The organism is Streptomyces sp. NRRL S-118 (assembly GCF_000716335.1).
GTDB lineage: Bacteria > Actinomycetota > Actinomycetes > Streptomycetales > Streptomycetaceae > Streptomyces.
Map to the genome: position 1 here is coordinate 78,650 of NZ_KL591011.1, position 14,090 is coordinate 92,739.

The 14,090-nt window shown below is 73.7% G+C and carries 14 protein-coding genes; 8 read left to right on the forward strand and 6 right to left on the reverse strand.

What is annotated here, in order from left to right; all coding sequences use genetic code 11:
* Window positions 1-52 precede the first annotated feature (52 nt).
* Window positions 53-1,708 (reverse strand): FAD-binding dehydrogenase, encoded by a 1,656-nt coding sequence (locus IH00_RS0120025; RefSeq protein WP_031075481.1) that lies wholly within the window; start codon window positions 1,706-1,708, stop codon window positions 53-55.
* A gap of 160 nt (window positions 1,709-1,868) precedes the next feature.
* Here IH00_RS0120025 and IH00_RS0120030 point away from each other — a divergent pair, with 160 nt between their 5' ends.
* The 3 genes from IH00_RS0120030 to IH00_RS0120040 all read left to right on the forward strand — a co-directional run bounded on the left by IH00_RS0120030 (window position 1,869) and on the right by IH00_RS0120040 (window position 3,253).
* Complete coding sequence (locus IH00_RS0120030; protein WP_031075483.1) at window positions 1,869-2,447, forward strand: NUDIX domain-containing protein; 579 nt, start codon at window positions 1,869-1,871, stop codon at window positions 2,445-2,447.
* Window positions 2,448-2,528: 81 nt separating this feature from the next.
* The gene (locus tag IH00_RS0120035) at window positions 2,529-2,921 is read left to right on the forward strand and encodes a YidH family protein (RefSeq protein WP_031075485.1); all 393 of its coding nucleotides are present in this window, start codon (window positions 2,529-2,531) and stop codon (window positions 2,919-2,921) included.
* A complete protein-coding gene (locus IH00_RS0120040) occupies window positions 2,921-3,253 on the forward strand; it encodes a DUF202 domain-containing protein (protein WP_031075486.1) in 333 nt (110 codons plus the stop codon). The genes IH00_RS0120035 and IH00_RS0120040 overlap by 1 nt, the downstream gene beginning before the upstream one ends.
* A gap of 12 nt (window positions 3,254-3,265) precedes the next feature.
* On the opposite strand, the gene IH00_RS0120045 is transcribed toward IH00_RS0120040, so the two are convergent.
* Window positions 3,266-4,192 (reverse strand): NADP-dependent oxidoreductase, encoded by a 927-nt coding sequence (locus IH00_RS0120045; RefSeq protein WP_031075488.1) that lies wholly within the window; start codon window positions 4,190-4,192, stop codon window positions 3,266-3,268.
* A gap of 116 nt (window positions 4,193-4,308) precedes the next feature.
* On the opposite strand from IH00_RS0120045, the gene IH00_RS0120050 reads away from it, so the two are divergent.
* Window positions 4,309-4,608, forward strand: coding sequence for a hypothetical protein (locus IH00_RS0120050; protein WP_031075490.1), 300 nt, complete (start codon window positions 4,309-4,311; stop codon window positions 4,606-4,608).
* A 127-nt stretch (window positions 4,609-4,735) separates the two neighbouring features.
* A complete protein-coding gene (locus IH00_RS0120055) occupies window positions 4,736-5,647 on the forward strand; it encodes an MBL fold metallo-hydrolase (protein ID WP_031075492.1) in 912 nt (303 codons plus the stop codon).
* Between the two features lie 153 nt (window positions 5,648-5,800).
* On the opposite strand, the gene IH00_RS0120060 is transcribed toward IH00_RS0120055, so the two are convergent.
* Window positions 5,801-7,099 carry an enolase C-terminal domain-like protein gene (locus IH00_RS0120060; RefSeq protein WP_031075493.1) on the reverse strand — a complete coding sequence of 433 codons (1,299 nt, stop codon included), beginning with the start codon at window positions 7,097-7,099 and terminating at the stop codon, window positions 5,801-5,803.
* Between the two features lie 140 nt (window positions 7,100-7,239).
* Between IH00_RS0120060 and IH00_RS0120065 the strand changes: the two genes are divergently transcribed.
* Both IH00_RS0120065 and IH00_RS0120070 read left to right on the forward strand, forming a co-directional pair.
* On the forward strand, window positions 7,240-8,268 hold the full coding sequence (locus IH00_RS0120065) for a phosphotransferase family protein (protein WP_031075495.1): 1,029 nt from the start codon (window positions 7,240-7,242) through the stop codon (window positions 8,266-8,268).
* 6 nt (window positions 8,269-8,274) lie between these two features.
* Window positions 8,275-9,489 (forward strand): acyl-CoA dehydrogenase family protein, encoded by a 1,215-nt coding sequence (locus tag IH00_RS0120070; protein ID WP_031075497.1) that lies wholly within the window; start codon window positions 8,275-8,277, stop codon window positions 9,487-9,489.
* A 57-nt stretch (window positions 9,490-9,546) separates the two neighbouring features.
* On the opposite strand, the gene IH00_RS0120075 is transcribed toward IH00_RS0120070, so the two are convergent.
* The 3 genes from IH00_RS0120075 to IH00_RS0120085 are packed head-to-tail and all read right to left on the reverse strand — an operon-like array spanning window position 9,547 to window position 12,636.
* A complete protein-coding gene (locus tag IH00_RS0120075) occupies window positions 9,547-10,140 on the reverse strand; it encodes a TetR/AcrR family transcriptional regulator (protein WP_031075499.1) in 594 nt (197 codons plus the stop codon).
* 46 nt (window positions 10,141-10,186) lie between these two features.
* Entirely contained in the window at window positions 10,187-11,875 is a 1,689-nt protein-coding gene (locus IH00_RS0120080) for an AMP-binding protein (RefSeq protein ID WP_031075500.1), read from the reverse strand.
* Window positions 11,872-12,636, reverse strand: coding sequence for an SDR family oxidoreductase (locus IH00_RS0120085; protein ID WP_031075502.1), 765 nt, complete (start codon window positions 12,634-12,636; stop codon window positions 11,872-11,874). Before IH00_RS0120085 ends, IH00_RS0120080 begins: the two co-directional genes overlap by 4 nt.
* A 154-nt stretch (window positions 12,637-12,790) precedes the next feature.
* On the opposite strand from IH00_RS0120085, the gene IH00_RS0120090 reads away from it, so the two are divergent.
* Window positions 12,791-14,035, forward strand: a complete 1,245-nt coding sequence (locus IH00_RS0120090; protein WP_031075504.1) for an exo-beta-N-acetylmuramidase NamZ family protein — start codon at window positions 12,791-12,793, stop codon at window positions 14,033-14,035.
* The last annotated feature ends 55 nt before the right edge of the window (window positions 14,036-14,090 follow it).

Below are 14,090 nucleotides of genomic sequence, written 5' to 3' on the forward strand. Positions count from 1 at the left end.
CCGCGACGACCTGCTCCGCCGGTATCCGGCGCGGGGGCGGGCCGGGCGGTGCTCAGCCGGTCGCCTTCGCCGCCGCGCGGCCTGCCGTACGGCCCGAGAAGAGGCAGCCGCCCAGGAAGGTGCCCTCCAGGGAGCGGTAGCCGTGGACGCCGCCGCCGCCGAAGCCGGCGGCCTCGCCGGCCGCGTAGACGCCGGGCAGGGGCGTGCCGTCCTCGGTCAGGACGCGGGAGGAGAGATCGGTCTCCAGTCCGCCGAGCGACTTGCGGGTGAGGATGTTGAGGCGGACCGCGATCAGCGGGCCCGCCGCGGGGTCGAGGACCCGGTGCGGCGACACCGTGCGGATCAGGCGGTCGCCGAGGTACTTGCGGGCACCGCGGATCGCCGTGACCTGGAGGTCCTTGGTGAAGGGGTTGGTGACCTCCCGGTCCCGGGCGACGATCTCGCGGCGCAGACCGGCTTCGTCGATGAGCGGCTCCTTGGTGAGCGCGTTCATCCCGCGCACCAGCGACGGCAGGTCCTTCTCGATGACGAAGTCAGCGCCGCGGTCCATGAACGCCTTGACCGGACCGGGGACGTCGGCGCGGGCGCGGTCCAGCACGCCGCGCACGGACCGGCCGGTGAGGTCCGGGTTCTGCTCGGAGCCGGAGAGGGTGAACTCCTTGCCGATGATGCGCCGGTTGAGGACGAACCAGGTGTAGCCGTACCCGGAGCGCATGATGTGTTCGAGTGTGCCGAGCGTGTCGAAGCCGGGGAACAGCGGGACCGGGAGGCGGCGGCCGCGCGCGTCCAGCCACAGGGAGGACGGGCCGGGCAGGATGCGGATGCCGTGCCGGGCCCAGATCGGGTTCCAGTTCTCGATGCCCTCGGTGTAGTGCCACATCCGGTCGCGGTTGATGTGGTGGGCCCCGGCCGCCTCCGCGATGCCGAGCATCAGGCCGTCGACGTGGGCCGGTACGCCGGAGAGCATCTTCTCGGGCGGCGTGCCGAGCCGCTCGGGCCACTGCGCGCGGACGAGGTCGTGGTTGCCGCCGATGCCGCCCGAGGTGACGATCACCGCCTGGGCCCGGTACTCGAACGCCCCGACCACCTCCCGGCTGCTCGCGGCGCCGCGCTCCACGCCCGAGGCCGCCAGGACCTCGCCGCTCACGGTGTCCACGGCACCAGCGGTGCGGCCGAGCCCGGTGACGCGGTGACGGAACATCAGCTGTACGAGTCCCTTGGCGACGCCCGCGCGGACGCGCCGCTCGAAGGGGGCGACGAGCCCGGGGCCCGTCCCCCAGGTGATGTGGAACCGCGGCACCGAGTTTCCGTGCCCGGTGGCGTCGTACCCGCCGCGCTCGGCCCAGCCGACGACGGGGAAGAAGCGGACGCCCTGCCGGTGCAGCCAGGGCCGCTTCTCGCCGGCGGCGAAGTCGACGTACGCCTCGGCCCACCGGCGCGGCCAGTGGTCCTCGGGGCGGTCGAAGCCGGCCGTGCCGAGCCAGTCCTGCAGGGCGAGGGCGTGGCTGTCCCGGATGCGCATCCGGCGCTGTTCGGGTGAGTCGACGAAGAACAGGCCGCCGAAGGACCAGTGGGCCTGGCCGCCGATCGACTGCTCCGGTTCCTGGTCGAGCAGGATGACGCTGCGTCCCGCGTCGACGAGCTCCGCGGTGGCGGTCAGGCCGGCGAGGCCCGCCCCGATCACGATCACATCAGCGTCGTAGGCCATGGCTTCTTCCTTGTCGCAGGGTGCTCCGATCTTCGGTACGCGCGGGTAACTCGTCAACAGGGTGGGCGGCGAATGCCGGCACCGGTGTGCGGCGGGGCGGCCGGCGGGCGGGCCGCGCACCCGGCGGGGGCGGCGGTCCGCCCGGTGGTTTCATGGCGGCATGACTCCTCCTGGCTCCTCTCCCGCCGGTTCTCCCGCGCCTTCCCCCGCCGACGAGATCCTGGACGTCGTCGACGAGCACGACGTGGTGGTGGGGCGGGCCCCGCGCGGCGAGGTGTACGCGCGGGGGCTGCGGCACCGCTGCGTGTTCGTCCTGGCGCGGGACGCCGAGGACCGGCTCTTCGTCCACCGCCGGACCGCGACGAAGCTGGTCTTCCCCTCCCTGTACGACATGTTCGTGGGCGGTGTCGTGGGCGCGGGCGAGAGCTACGACGAGGCCGCGCTGCGGGAGGCGGAGGAGGAACTGGGTGTCCGCGGCCTGCCGCGCCCCACGCCGCTGTTCCGGTTCCTGTACGAGGACGACGGCGGGCGCGGCGGCGGGCGCGGCTCGTGGTGGTCGGCCGTCTACGAGGTGCGGTGCACGCTCCCCGTGGCACCGCAGCCCGAGGAGGTCGCCTGGCACGCCTTCCTGCCGGAGGCCGAGGTCGAGGCACGGCTGGCCGACCGGGAGTGGGTGCCGGACGGCCTCGCCGCGTACGAGCGGCTGCGGGCGCACCGGTCGGGCCGCACCGCCGGGTGACGCGGACGGCGCGGCGGCGGGTGGGCGCGGACGGGGGCGGCAGCGCGTGCCGCCGACGACGCACGCCGTTAGGGTGATCATGTGAGCGATTTCGTGCGAGGGCTGCGGTTGTGGGTCGCGCCGCGGCGGATCCGGGAAGAGGGCGACACGCCCGATTACCGCTTCTCCCTCGCCAACGAGCGCACCTTCCTGGCGTGGATACGCACCGCGCTCGCGCTCGTCGGGGGCGGGTTCGCCGTCGACCAGTTCCTGCCCGACCTGCGGTGGGGCGTACGGGTCGGGATGGCGCTGGCGCTGCTGGCGGCCGGTGCGCTGTGCGCCCTGAGGGCGGTGAACCACTGGGTCCGGTGCGAGCAGGCGATGCGGCGTGGCGAGGATCTGCCGGTCAGCCGTTTCCCCGCGCTGCTGAGCGTGGCCGTGGGGGTGGTCGCCGTCGCGATGGTGCTGGTCGTGCTGTTCGGCTGGCGGGGCTGATGGCCGCCGGTGGCGCGGCGGAACCGCCGGACCCGCGGGACCCGGGGCTCCAGCCGGAGCGGACGCGGCTCGCGTGGCGGCGTACGACGCTGTCCGCCACGGTCGCCGCGGTGCTGGCCGCCCGGCAGGCGCTGCACGACGACGTCACGGCGGGCGGCCTGGTGGGCGCGGCGCTGTCGCTGCTCGTGTGGCTGGCGTTCCTGGGGCTGGCCCACCGCCGGATGCAGGCGCTGGGGACGGCGCGGCCCCGGTCGCTGGCGCCGCGGGGCGCGGTGGCGACGGCCGCCTGCACGGTGGCGCTCGCCGCCTTCGCGGTCGCCGTGGTGGTGTGAGGCGCCGGCCGGTCAGTCGACGGTGACGACGACCTTGCCGTGCAGGCCGCCCTTCCGGTTCGCCCGCTGCGCGTCCGCGGCCTGCTCCAGCGGGAACGTGGCGGCCACGCGTACCGTCAGCGCGCCCTGATCGGCCAGGTCCGCGAGGACGGCGAGGTCGGCCGGGTCGGGGCGCACCCAGCAGTAGCGGCCGCCCAGGCCGATCACCTCGCCGTCCGCGACGGACGCGAGGCGGCCCTCCGGGGCGAGCAGGTTCGCCGTGTCCTTGAGCACCTGGCCGCCGACGGTGTCGAAGGCGGCGTCCACCCCGTGCGGGGCCAGCGCCCTGACCCGGGCCTTGAAGCCGTCGCCGTACGCGACCGGCTCCGCGCCGAGCTCGCGGACCCGGTCCTGGCCGGTGTCGCGTGCCGCGCCGATCACACGGGCGCCGAGGTGGCGGGCGATCTGGACGGCCATCGACCCGACGCCGCCCGAGGCGGCGTGCACGAGCAGGGTCTCCCCCTCGCGCACCCGCAGGGCGTGGTGCAGCACCTGGTACGCGGTCAGGCCCACCAGGGGCAGCGCCGCCGACTCCTCGAAACCCAGGGTGCGCGGCTTGCGGGCGAGCGTACGGACGGGAGCGGCGACGTACTCGGCGAAGGTGCCGTGGCAGAGCACGTCCTCGCGCACGTACCCCATGACCTCGTCCCCGACGCCGAACTCCGTGACGCCGATCCCGGGCTGGACGACCACACCGGAGACGTCCCATCCGGGGATCACCGGGAAGAAGGCGTCGAAGGCCGTGTCCAGGTAGCCGGCCTGCATCTTCCAGTCGACCGGGTTCACGGCGGCGGCCCGCACCCGGACGAGCACCTTGTCCGGGCCGACCTTGGGATCCGGGCGCTCGCCGTACTCCAGGACCTCGGGGCCGCCGTAACGGCGGAAGCTGATCGCCTTCATGGTCCGACCCTCCGGCCGGTTCCGCACCCGCGCAAGCCGGAACGGATCATTCATGACAAAAGGGCTAGCCTGGAGGTGTCATCGATCCTCCCTACCGGCGCCGCAAGGGGCTCGTCATGACCGTCCCGCTCCACCGCGAACACCCCGTCCACGACCACGCGCACGGCCCGGCCTGCGGGCACGAGGCGGTCGTCCACAACGATCACCTCGACTACTCCCACGACGGGCACCTGCACCGCGAGCACTCCGGGCACTGGGACGAGTGCGAACCGGGCGAGCACATCGCCCACAGCGGACACGCCCACGAGCACGGCACGGGGTGCGGGCACCCCGCCGTCGCGCACGGGGACCACCTCGACTACGTGCACGACGGACACCGGCACGCCTTCCACGGCGGCCACTGGGACGACCACTAGCCGAGGGCCGCCCGCCGAAGGCCCCCCTTCTGCCGGCCGGTTGCCCACCGCGAGGCCCCCTTCTGCCGGCCGCGGCCCGACTGGCAGGCTCTGACCGACCAGTTCGGCCACGACCCGGGGGGCCCCGATGCCTGCCAGCGATCCGTACACCGTGCAGCTCACACCCGGAGCGCACGCCTACATCCAGCCGGACGGCGGCTGGTGCCTCAACAACGCCGGCTTCATCAGCGACGGCGAGACCACGGTCCTCGTGGACACCGCCGCCACTCAGCGGCGCGCCCTGCACCTGCGCGAGACGCTGCGGGAGCACGGTGTCCCGCTCCCCCGGATCGTGGTGAACACCCACCACCACGGCGACCACACCTACGGCAACTCCGTCTTCACGCCCGGGGCGACCGTCGTCGGCCACGCGGCCTGCCGGAGCGAGGTGCTCGCGGCGGGGCGCCAGCTGCACCTGGTCTGGCCGCAGACCGACTTCGGCGACATCCGCGTGACGGCGCCGTCGCTGACGTACGAGGACCGTCTCACGCTGTTCGTGGGCGGCACCGAGGTGCGGCTGATCCACCCCGGCGTGGCGCACACGGCCGGCGACACGATCGTCCACCTGCCGGAGCAGTCCGTCGTCTTCACCGGGGACCTCGTCTTCAACGGCGGGACGCCGTTCCTGGCGACCGGCTCGCTGCGCGGTTCGCTGCGCTCCGTCGAGGTGCTGCGCTCGCTCGGCGCGCGGACGGTCGTGCCCGGGCACGGGCCGCTCGCCGACCCCTCGGCGTACGACGCGACCGAGCGCTACCTGCGGTACGTCGCCCGGCTCGCCGAAGAGGGGCACGCGAAGGGCCTCACGCCCCTGGAGGTGGCCCGCGAGGCGGACCTGGGCGAGTTCGCGGCCTGGCGCGAGAGCGAGCGGCTGGTGGCCAATGTGCACCGGGCGTACGCCGAGCTGAACGGCGAGCCGGAGGGCTCGCCGCTCGACGTGGCGGCGGTCTTCGGCGACATGTCGGCGATGAACGGCGGCGTACCGGTCGCCTGCCACGCCTGAGACCCCGGGCCGACGGCCCCTGCGAGCGGCGTGCGGCTCCCCGCCCGGCCAGGGCGGGCCGGCTCCGGCCACACGGCAGGCGGCAGGCGGCAGGCGGCAGGCGGCAGGCGGCANGCCGGTGCCGGTGCCGGTGCCGGTGCCGGTGGTCGCGGGCTACCAGCGCGGGACGGGCGGCGTGACCCAGTCCGGGTCCGCCCGGCGCATCGCCGCCGCGTCGTCGCGCTCGCGCAGCGTGCCGTCGTCGTCGAGCCAGCGCCGGTGGAGCGCGGCGAGCCGCTCGCGGTCGAGCTCGACGCCGAGGCCCGGCGCGTCGGAGACGGTGAGGCGGCCGCCGTCGAAGACGTGGCGTGCCGTGAGGACGTCCTCGGTCTGCCAGGGGTAGTGGCTGTCGCACGCGTGGTGGAGCTCCGGGACGGTCGCGGCGACGTGCGTCATGGCGGCGAGGCTGATGCCCAGGTGGGTGTTGGAGTGCATGGACAGCCCGACCCCGTGGGCGCGGCAGATCGCGGCCAGCTCCCGGGTCCGGTGCAGACCGCCCCAGTAGTGGTGGTCGCAGAGCACCACCTGGACGGCGGCGCGGGCGAAGGCCCCGGCGATCTCGGGGAGCGTCGTCACGCACATGTTGGTGGCCAGGGGCACGCCGCCGCGGGCGGCCACCTCGGCCATCCGGTCGGTCCCGCTGACCGGGTCCTCCAAGTACTCCAGGAGCCCGCCGAGCTGTCCGACGACGTACAGAGCGGTGTCCACGGACCACGCGCCGTTGGGGTCGAGCCGCAGCGGCCGGCCGGGGAACGCCTCGGCGAGCGCGCGGACGGCGGCGATCTCCAGGTCCGGCTCGAGGACGCCGCCCTTGAGCTTGAACGAGCCGAAGCCGTGCTCGCCGGCGAGGCGCCGCGCCTGGGCGACGATCCCGGCCGGGTCGAGGGCGGCGCCCCAGTCGTCCCGCTCGCCGCCGGCGGGGTGTTCGGCCCAGCGGTGGAACAGGTACGCGCTGTACTCGACGGTGTCACGGACCTTGCCGCCCAGCAGCGCGTGGACGGGCAGGCCGACGGCCTTGCCGAGCGTGTCGAGGCAGGCGACCTCGAAGGCGGACACGACCGAGAGCCGCAGCTTGTCGGCGGTGCGGACGCCCCGCAGGCCCGCCGCGTCCACCCCCTCGTCCGGAGTGGGTGAGCCACCGCACACCTGCTCCGCGAGGTGTGCGAGCCCGTTCACGTGGCTGACCGGATGACCGGGAAGCGCCCCGGCGATCGTCCGGGCGAGGTCCAGGTACGCCGTGTCGCCGTAGGTCTCGCCGACTCCGGTGACTCCGCCGCGGGTGACGACCTCCACGATGAGCCGTGGCGTGTAGGGCTGGTGGACGCCCTGGGTGTTGAGGAGGGGCGGGTCGGCGACGAGGAGGGGGGTCAGCCGCACGTCCTCGATCAGCAGCGCACTCTGCACAGAATTCATACGTGAACACTATTCAGATGGGCGATCAGGGGACCAGGGGCGCGCACACCCTTTCCCGCCCGGCACTGGACGACATACCGACTGGTCGGTCATGCTGCTCCGTACGACCCGCCAGTCCTTTCGCCCCGGAGGTGCGAACGATGAGCTCAGCCCCGCCGCCAGGTCTCGATCCCGAGCAGTTGCGCGGCTTCCTCGACCGCGAACGGCCCGGACTGGTGGGCGGACCGCTCAGCGCCCGGATCGTCGAGGGAGGCCGGTCGAACCTCACGTACATCGTCACCGACGGCACGTCCCGATGGGTGGTGCGGCGCCCGCCCCTCGGCCATGTGCTGGCCACCGCGCACGACATGAAGCGCGAGCACCGGGTGATCAGTGCCCTGCACCCCACCGCCGTGCCGGTCCCCGAACCGGTGGTGCTCTGCGAGGACGAGTCGGTGCTCGGAGCGCCGTTCTACGTCATGGAGTTCGTGCCGGGCACCCCCTACCGCACGGCGGAGCAGCTCGCCCCGCTGGGTGCCGAGCGCACCCGGGCCGCCGTCCTCGGTCTGGTCGACACGCTGGTGGACCTCCACGCCGTGGACCCCGAGGCGGTCGGGCTCGGCGACTTCGGGCGCCCCGAGGGGTTCCTGGACCGGCAGTTGCGCCGCTGGGGCAAGCAGCTGGACGCCTCCCGCAGCCGCGACCTCGCCGGGATCGACGAACTGCACGCCACCCTCGGCCGCCGGCTGCCCGCCTCGCCGGCCGCCACCGTGATCCACGGCGACTTCCGCCTGGACAACGCCCTGCTGGGCGAGGACGACCGGGTCAACGCCGTACTGGACTGGGAGATGTCGACCCTCGGCGACCCGCTGACGGACGTGGGTCTGCTGGCCATGTACAGCGTCCGGCTGGACCTGCCGCACTCCCCCGTCTCCACCACCGCCGCCGCCCCGGGCCACCCCGAGCCCGCCGAGCTGATCGAGCGGTACGCCGCCCGCTCCGGCCGCGACGTCTCCGCCCTCCCCTGGTACACGGCGTTCGCGTGGTTCAAGCTCGCCGTGATCCTGGAGGGCATCCACTACCGCTACACCCTCGGGCAGACCGTGGGAGCCGGTTTCGACCGCATCGGCGACCTGGTCCCCGTCTTCATCGAGCACGGCCTGTCCACCCTCCGCAGCAAGGAAGGCTGACCACCCATGGACTTCGCATTCGACGCGCGCACCGAGGAACTGCGGTCCAGACTGCTCGCCTTCATGGACGAGCACGTGTACCCGGCGGAGGCGGTGGCGCACGAGCAGCGGACGCGGCTCGCCTCGCCCTGGGACACGCCGGCCGTGGTCGAGGACCTGAAGGCGGAGGCGCGCAGGCAGGGCCTGTGGAACCTCTTCCTCCCCGACGCCGAGTACGGGGCCGGGCTGACCAACCTCCAGTACGCGCCGCTCGCCGAGATCACCGGCCGCTCGCCGCAGCTGGCGCCGACCGCGCTGAACTGCGCGGCGCCGGACACCGGCAACATGGAGGTGCTGGCGCAGTTCGGCGACGAGCGGCAGCGGAAGCAGTGGCTGGAGCCGCTGCTCGCCGGGGAGATCCGCTCCGCCTTCGCGATGACCGAGCCGGAGGTCGCCTCGTCCGACGCGACGAACATCGAGACCCGGATCCGGCGGGACGGTGACGAGTACGTCATCGACGGCCGCAAGTGGTACATCTCCGGGGCGATGAACCCGGACTGCACGATCTTCATCGTCATGGGCAAGACCGACCCCGACGGTGAGGACATCCGTCGCCAGCAGTCGATGATCCTGGTCCCCAGGGACACGCCCGGTGTCGAGGTGCGGCGCGCGATGCAGGTGTACGGGTACGAGGACCACTACCACGGCGGCCACGCCGAGGTGGTCTTCGACGGAGCCCGCGTCCCGGCCGCGAACCTGATCGGCGAGGAGGGCGGCGGCTTCGCCATCGCCCAGGCGCGGCTCGGCCCGGGCCGGATCCACCACTGCATGCGGCTGATCGGCATGGCCGAGCGGGCGATCGAGCTGATGTGCCACCGTGCCGTCTCCCGTACCGCCTTCGGCAAGCCGCTGGCCGCCCAGGGCCAGGTGCAGGCGTGGATCGCGGACGCGCGGGTGACGGTCGAGCAGCTGCGGCTGCTGGTGCTGAAGACGGCGTGGCTGATGGACACGGTCGGCAACCGGGGCGCCCACACGGAGATCCAGGCCATCAAGATCGCCACCCCGCGCGCCGTGGTGGACATCATCGACAAGGCCGTCCAGGTGCACGGCGCGGGCGGTGTGAGCCAGGACTTCCCGCTGGCCGAGCTGTGGGCCGCCGCCCGGACGCTGAAGCTGGCGGACGGCCCGGACGAGGTGCACCAGCGGTCGCTGGCGCGGCGGGAACTGAAGAAGTACGCGTAGGGAACGAGCGCGGACCCCGGGACCGGGGTCCGCGCTCCTCGGGCCGTGCGGGCGCCCTCAGGGCCGCAGCGCCCTCAGCAGGAGGTCGGCCAGGTGGTCGGCGACCTGCTGGGGGCTGAGCGGCCCGTCCGGGCGGTACCAGGTCGACAGGTGGTGGACCGAGCCGAAGTGGTAGTCCACCACCAGGTCCGCCGGGGTGGCGGAGGAGAAGACACCGCCGGCCTGGCCCTCCTCGATGAGCGCCCGGAACCGCTCGTGGTAGCGGCGCCGCTCGGACCGCACCTGCTTGTTCTTCTCGGGGCTGAGGTGGTGCATGGAGCGGAAGAAGATCGACGCGTCGTCCAGGTTCTCGATGGTGGTGACCACGACGTCGGCGGCGGCGTCCCGCAGCCGCTCCTCCACCGGCGCGTCGGCGCCCGCGAAGGCGTCCAGCCGCTCCTGCTGGAGCCGCAGGACACGCACGTAGACCTCCTGGAGGAGGTCCTCCTTGGAGCCGAAGTAGTGGTAGAGGGCGCCCTTGGTGACGCCCGCCGCCTCCACGATCTCCTGCACGGAGGTCCGGTCGTAGCCCTGCTCCGCGAAGAGCCGGGTGGCGGCGGCCAGCAGCCTCTGGGGGACGGGGGTGCCGTTCCCGTCCGTCGTCCTGGCCATGTGCCGCCACCTCTCTCGTGTCTCTCGTGTCCGGATCCGGGCCCTGTTACGCGGGGAAACGCAGTTCCCGCCTGAGGATCTTCCCACTTGCCGTCTTGGGGAGCTCCGGCAGGATCTCGACCTCGCGGGGATATTTGTACGCCGCCAGGCGCTGCGCGCAGTACGCGGCCAGCTCGTCGGGTCCGGCCGAGGAGCCCGGGCGCAGGCTGACGTACGCCTTGACCGTCTCCCCGCGGTACGCGTCGGGGACGCCGACGACGGCCGCCTCGCGGACCGCCGGATGGGTGTGGAGGACGTCCTCGACCTCGCGCGGCCACACCTTGAATCCGGAGGCGTTGATCATGTCCTTCTTGCGGTCGACCACGTACAGCCAGCCGTCGGCGTCCATGAAGCCGATGTCGCCGGTGCGCAGCTCACCGTCGGGGAAGGTTTCGGCGGTGGCCTCGGGCAGCCGCCAGTACCCCGGGACGACCTGGGGGCCGCGTACCGCGATCTCACCGGGCTCGCCGAAGGGCACCTCCCGGCCGGTCTCGTCCAGGATGCGCACCACGGTCTCGGGACCGGGGAGGCCGACGGAGAGGGTGCCGGAGGCGGGGTCGACCGGCGCCTCCTTCTCCGCCGGGACGGCGGCGCAGGGGGCGGTGCACTCGGTCAGGCCGTAGCCGTTGCGGATGTACGGGCCGAAGCCGGCGCGGAACCTCTCCACCAGGGCGGGGGGCAGCGGCGCCCCTCCCGAGGAGATCACCTGGAAGGACGCGAAGTGGTCCCGGGTGGCGGAGGGGTGGGCGGCCAGTGCCATGAAGGCGGTGGAGGGGCCCACGGTGTAGGCGGGGCGGTGCTCGGCGAAGGCGTCGAGGACGACGCCCGCCTCGAAGCGGTGGGTGAGGACGAGGGTGCCCGCGTTGGCGACGCAGGCGGCCAGTTCGCAGACCATGCCGGTGATGTGGAACAGCGGCGCGAGCGCGAAGTAGGCGGCTCCTTCGGCGATGGGGTGGCCGGTGCGCTGGCGCTCGGCGTTGTAGGTGATGCCGCCGTGCAGGTTCATGGCGCCCTTGGGGGTGCCGCTGGTGCCGGAGGTGTAGCTGATGAGAGCCACGTCGGCGGCGGCCGGTTCCCGGTCCGCGGGCGCCGGGTGGCCGGCGCGGGCGACGGCGACCAGGTCCTCCGCGCCGGCGGGCCGCGGGATCCGCTCGAAGCCCAGCACCCGCGTGTCGTCGCGGGTCTGGAGATCCTTCTCGCAGGCGGTGAGGGCGACGCGGGCGGACGAGGCGGCGGCCGTGTCACGCAGGTACGCCTCCCAGGCCTGGTCCGCGCACACCAGGACGGTCGCGCCGGAGTCCGTCAGGACGTGCGCGACCTCGGCCGACTTGTACATGGGGTTGAGGGGGACCACGGTGGCGCCCGCCTTCCAGGCGCCGAGCAGCGCCAGCACGAAGTGCGGGGTGTTCTGGAGCATGATCGCCACCCGGTCGCCGCGCCGGACGCCCCGGGCGGCGAGGAACCCCGCCACCGAGTCGGACAGCGCGTCGGTCTCGCGGTAGGTGAGGCGCCCGTCGAAGTAGGCGAGTGCGGTGTGCCCGGGCGCACGGGCGACGGCGGCCCGCAGGGCGTGCACGACGGTCGCGGGCGGCTCCACCGGGGCTCGCTGGGCGTCGCTGAGCTGCGCGAGCCAGGGCTTCGCCGCGTAGACGGACGGGGCGGGCGCCCCGGGGGTCGTGCCGGGGGTCGCGGTCACTGTCCGGTGCCCTCCCAGGTCTGCTGGATGTGGCTCATACTGTTCAGCCAGCGCTCCGGGTCGCTCGCGCGGGCCCGGTAGTAGCCGGCGACCTCCCGGTGCGGAAGGATCAGGAACCGGTCGGCCTCGATGCCCGCGAAGAGCGCGTCGGCGACGTCCTCGGGTTCGATGGCGGTGGGGGCGAGGACGAGGTCGCCGGCCGAACCCGCGGCGGTGAGCATGTCCGTACGGACGCCCTGCGGGCAGATGGCATGGACCTTCAGGCCGCGGTGGCGGTAGGTCAGGGAGAGCCATTCGGCGAAGGCGTACGCGCCGTGCTTGGAGACGCTGTACGGGGCGGCGCCGACCATGGTGAGCAGGCCCGCCGCCGAGACGGTGGAGACGAAGCGGCCGCTGCCGCGCTCCAGCCAGCCGGGCAGCAGGGTGCGGACGGCGCGGACGTGGGCCATCACGTTGACGTCCCAGGCGGCCGCCCAGACCTTCTCGTCGGCGAAGGCGTCGCCGGGCGAGGCCAGGCCGGCGTTGGCGCAGTAGACGTCCACGGTACCGCCGAGCGCGTCGCGGGCCTCCTCGACGATCGCGGAGGCGTCGCCCGCGACGGGGATACCGCCGATCTCGTCGGCGACGGCCTTGGTGCGGCCGGGGTCGATGTCGTTGACGACGACGCGGGCGCCCTCCGCGGCGAATCTGCGGGCGAGCGCGGCCCCGATGCCGCCCCCCGCACCCGTGACGACGACGTTCGTTCCCTGCACCGTGTCCATCAGGATCCGCCTCTCCGGGTGACTGCGACCGATCGACAGACTAACCGGTCGGTATGGAGCGGGGGAAGGCCGTTGCGCCTGCCTCGTTCCCCGGCGCGGGCGGGCGCGCTAGCGTGCGGGAACCGGGTCGTCGAGCGGTCGCGGAGGTATGCGGATGAGCGTGTCCAGACGGGGTCTGCTGATCGCCGGCGGGACGGCGGGCCTGGCTGCGGCCGGTGCCGCGCCCGCCGCGCCGCACGACGCGGGCCGCCCCGGCGTGCGAACCGGCTTCGACCGGCTGGTGGCCGACGGGTACGCCGTGCTGGCGGGGCAGCGGGTGGGCGTGGTCACCAACCCGACCGGCGTCACGGCCGGCGTACGGCACGTCGTCGACGTCATGCACGCCGACGACCGCGTCGACCTGGCGGCGGTCTTCGGCCCGGAGCACGGCTTCCGGGGCACGGCACAGGCGGGCGGTTCGGAGGGCCGGTACGACGATCCGGCGACGGGCCTGCCGGTCTACGACACGTACCTCAAGAGCGGGCAGGCCCTGGCGGACGTCTTCACGGCGTCGGGGGTCGACACGGTGGTGTTCGACATCCAGGACGTGGGCGCGCGGTTCTACACGTACATCTGGACGCTGTACGACTGCATGGTGGCGGCCGCGCTGGCCGGGAAGCGCTTCGTGGTGCTGGACCGGCCCAACCCGGTGACCGGACGCGCCGCCCTCGGGCCGGTGCTGGACAAGGCGTACGCGACCTTCGTCGGACGCGAACCGATCGCGCAGGCGCACGGGATGACGGTGGCGGAGCTGGCGCGGCTGTTCCGGGGCGAGTTCCTGACGCGGCCGGTGGACCTCGCGGTGGTACGGATGTCGGGGTGGCGGCGCACGGACTTCTTCGACGCGACCGGGCTCCCCTGGGTGCCGCCGAGCCCGAACATGCCGACGCCCGACACGGCGCTGGTGTACGCGGGGACGTGCCTGTTCGAGGGGACGAACCTCTCCGAGGGCCGCGGCACGACCCGCCCCTTCGAACTGCTCGGGGCGGAGGGCGTGGACCGGCGCTGGGCGGAGGCGGCGAACGCGCTGGAGCTGCCGGGGGTCCGCTTCCGGGAGGCGTACTTCACGCCCACGTTCTCGAAGTTCCAGGGCAGGACGGCCGGCGGGGTGCAGCTGCACGTCCACGACCGGGCGGCGTACGACCCGGTGCGGACGGGGATCGGGCTGCTGGTGACCGCCAAGCGGGCCTGGAGCGGCTTCGCATGGCGGCCGGACCACTGGATCGACAAGCTGACCGGCTCGGCGAGGGTGCGGACGCTGATCGACGCGGGCGCCGGGACGGAGGACGTGGTGGCGGCCTGGGAGGCGGACCTGGCCGCGTTCCGGGCGATGCGGCGGGCGTACCTGCTGTACCGGTAGGGCGGCCGGACTCCGCGCCGCCACGGGCCTTTCCGTTCCCCCGCCGCGGCGGGAT

Coding starts and splice junctions, on each gene's coding strand:
- IH00_RS0120025 (WP_031075481.1), bottom strand. CDS start 1,708: ATGGCCTACGACGCTGATGTGATCGTGATCGGGGCGGGCCTCGCCGGC.
- IH00_RS0120030 (WP_031075483.1), top strand. CDS start 1,869: ATGACTCCTCCTGGCTCCTCTCCCGCCGGTTCTCCCGCGCCTTCCCCC.
- IH00_RS0120040 (WP_031075486.1), top strand. CDS start 2,921: ATGGCCGCCGGTGGCGCGGCGGAACCGCCGGACCCGCGGGACCCGGGG.
- IH00_RS0120045 (WP_031075488.1), bottom strand. CDS start 4,192: ATGAAGGCGATCAGCTTCCGCCGTTACGGCGGCCCCGAGGTCCTGGAG.
- IH00_RS0120050 (WP_031075490.1), top strand. CDS start 4,309: ATGACCGTCCCGCTCCACCGCGAACACCCCGTCCACGACCACGCGCAC.
- IH00_RS0120055 (WP_031075492.1), top strand. CDS start 4,736: ATGCCTGCCAGCGATCCGTACACCGTGCAGCTCACACCCGGAGCGCAC.
- IH00_RS0120060 (WP_031075493.1), bottom strand. CDS start 7,099: ATGAATTCTGTGCAGAGTGCGCTGCTGATCGAGGACGTGCGGCTGACC.
- IH00_RS0120065 (WP_031075495.1), top strand. CDS start 7,240: ATGAGCTCAGCCCCGCCGCCAGGTCTCGATCCCGAGCAGTTGCGCGGC.
- IH00_RS0120070 (WP_031075497.1), top strand. CDS start 8,275: ATGGACTTCGCATTCGACGCGCGCACCGAGGAACTGCGGTCCAGACTG.
- IH00_RS0120075 (WP_031075499.1), bottom strand. CDS start 10,140: ATGGCCAGGACGACGGACGGGAACGGCACCCCCGTCCCCCAGAGGCTG.
- IH00_RS0120085 (WP_031075502.1), bottom strand. CDS start 12,636: ATGGACACGGTGCAGGGAACGAACGTCGTCGTCACGGGTGCGGGGGGC.
- IH00_RS0120090 (WP_031075504.1), top strand. CDS start 12,791: ATGAGCGTGTCCAGACGGGGTCTGCTGATCGCCGGCGGGACGGCGGGC.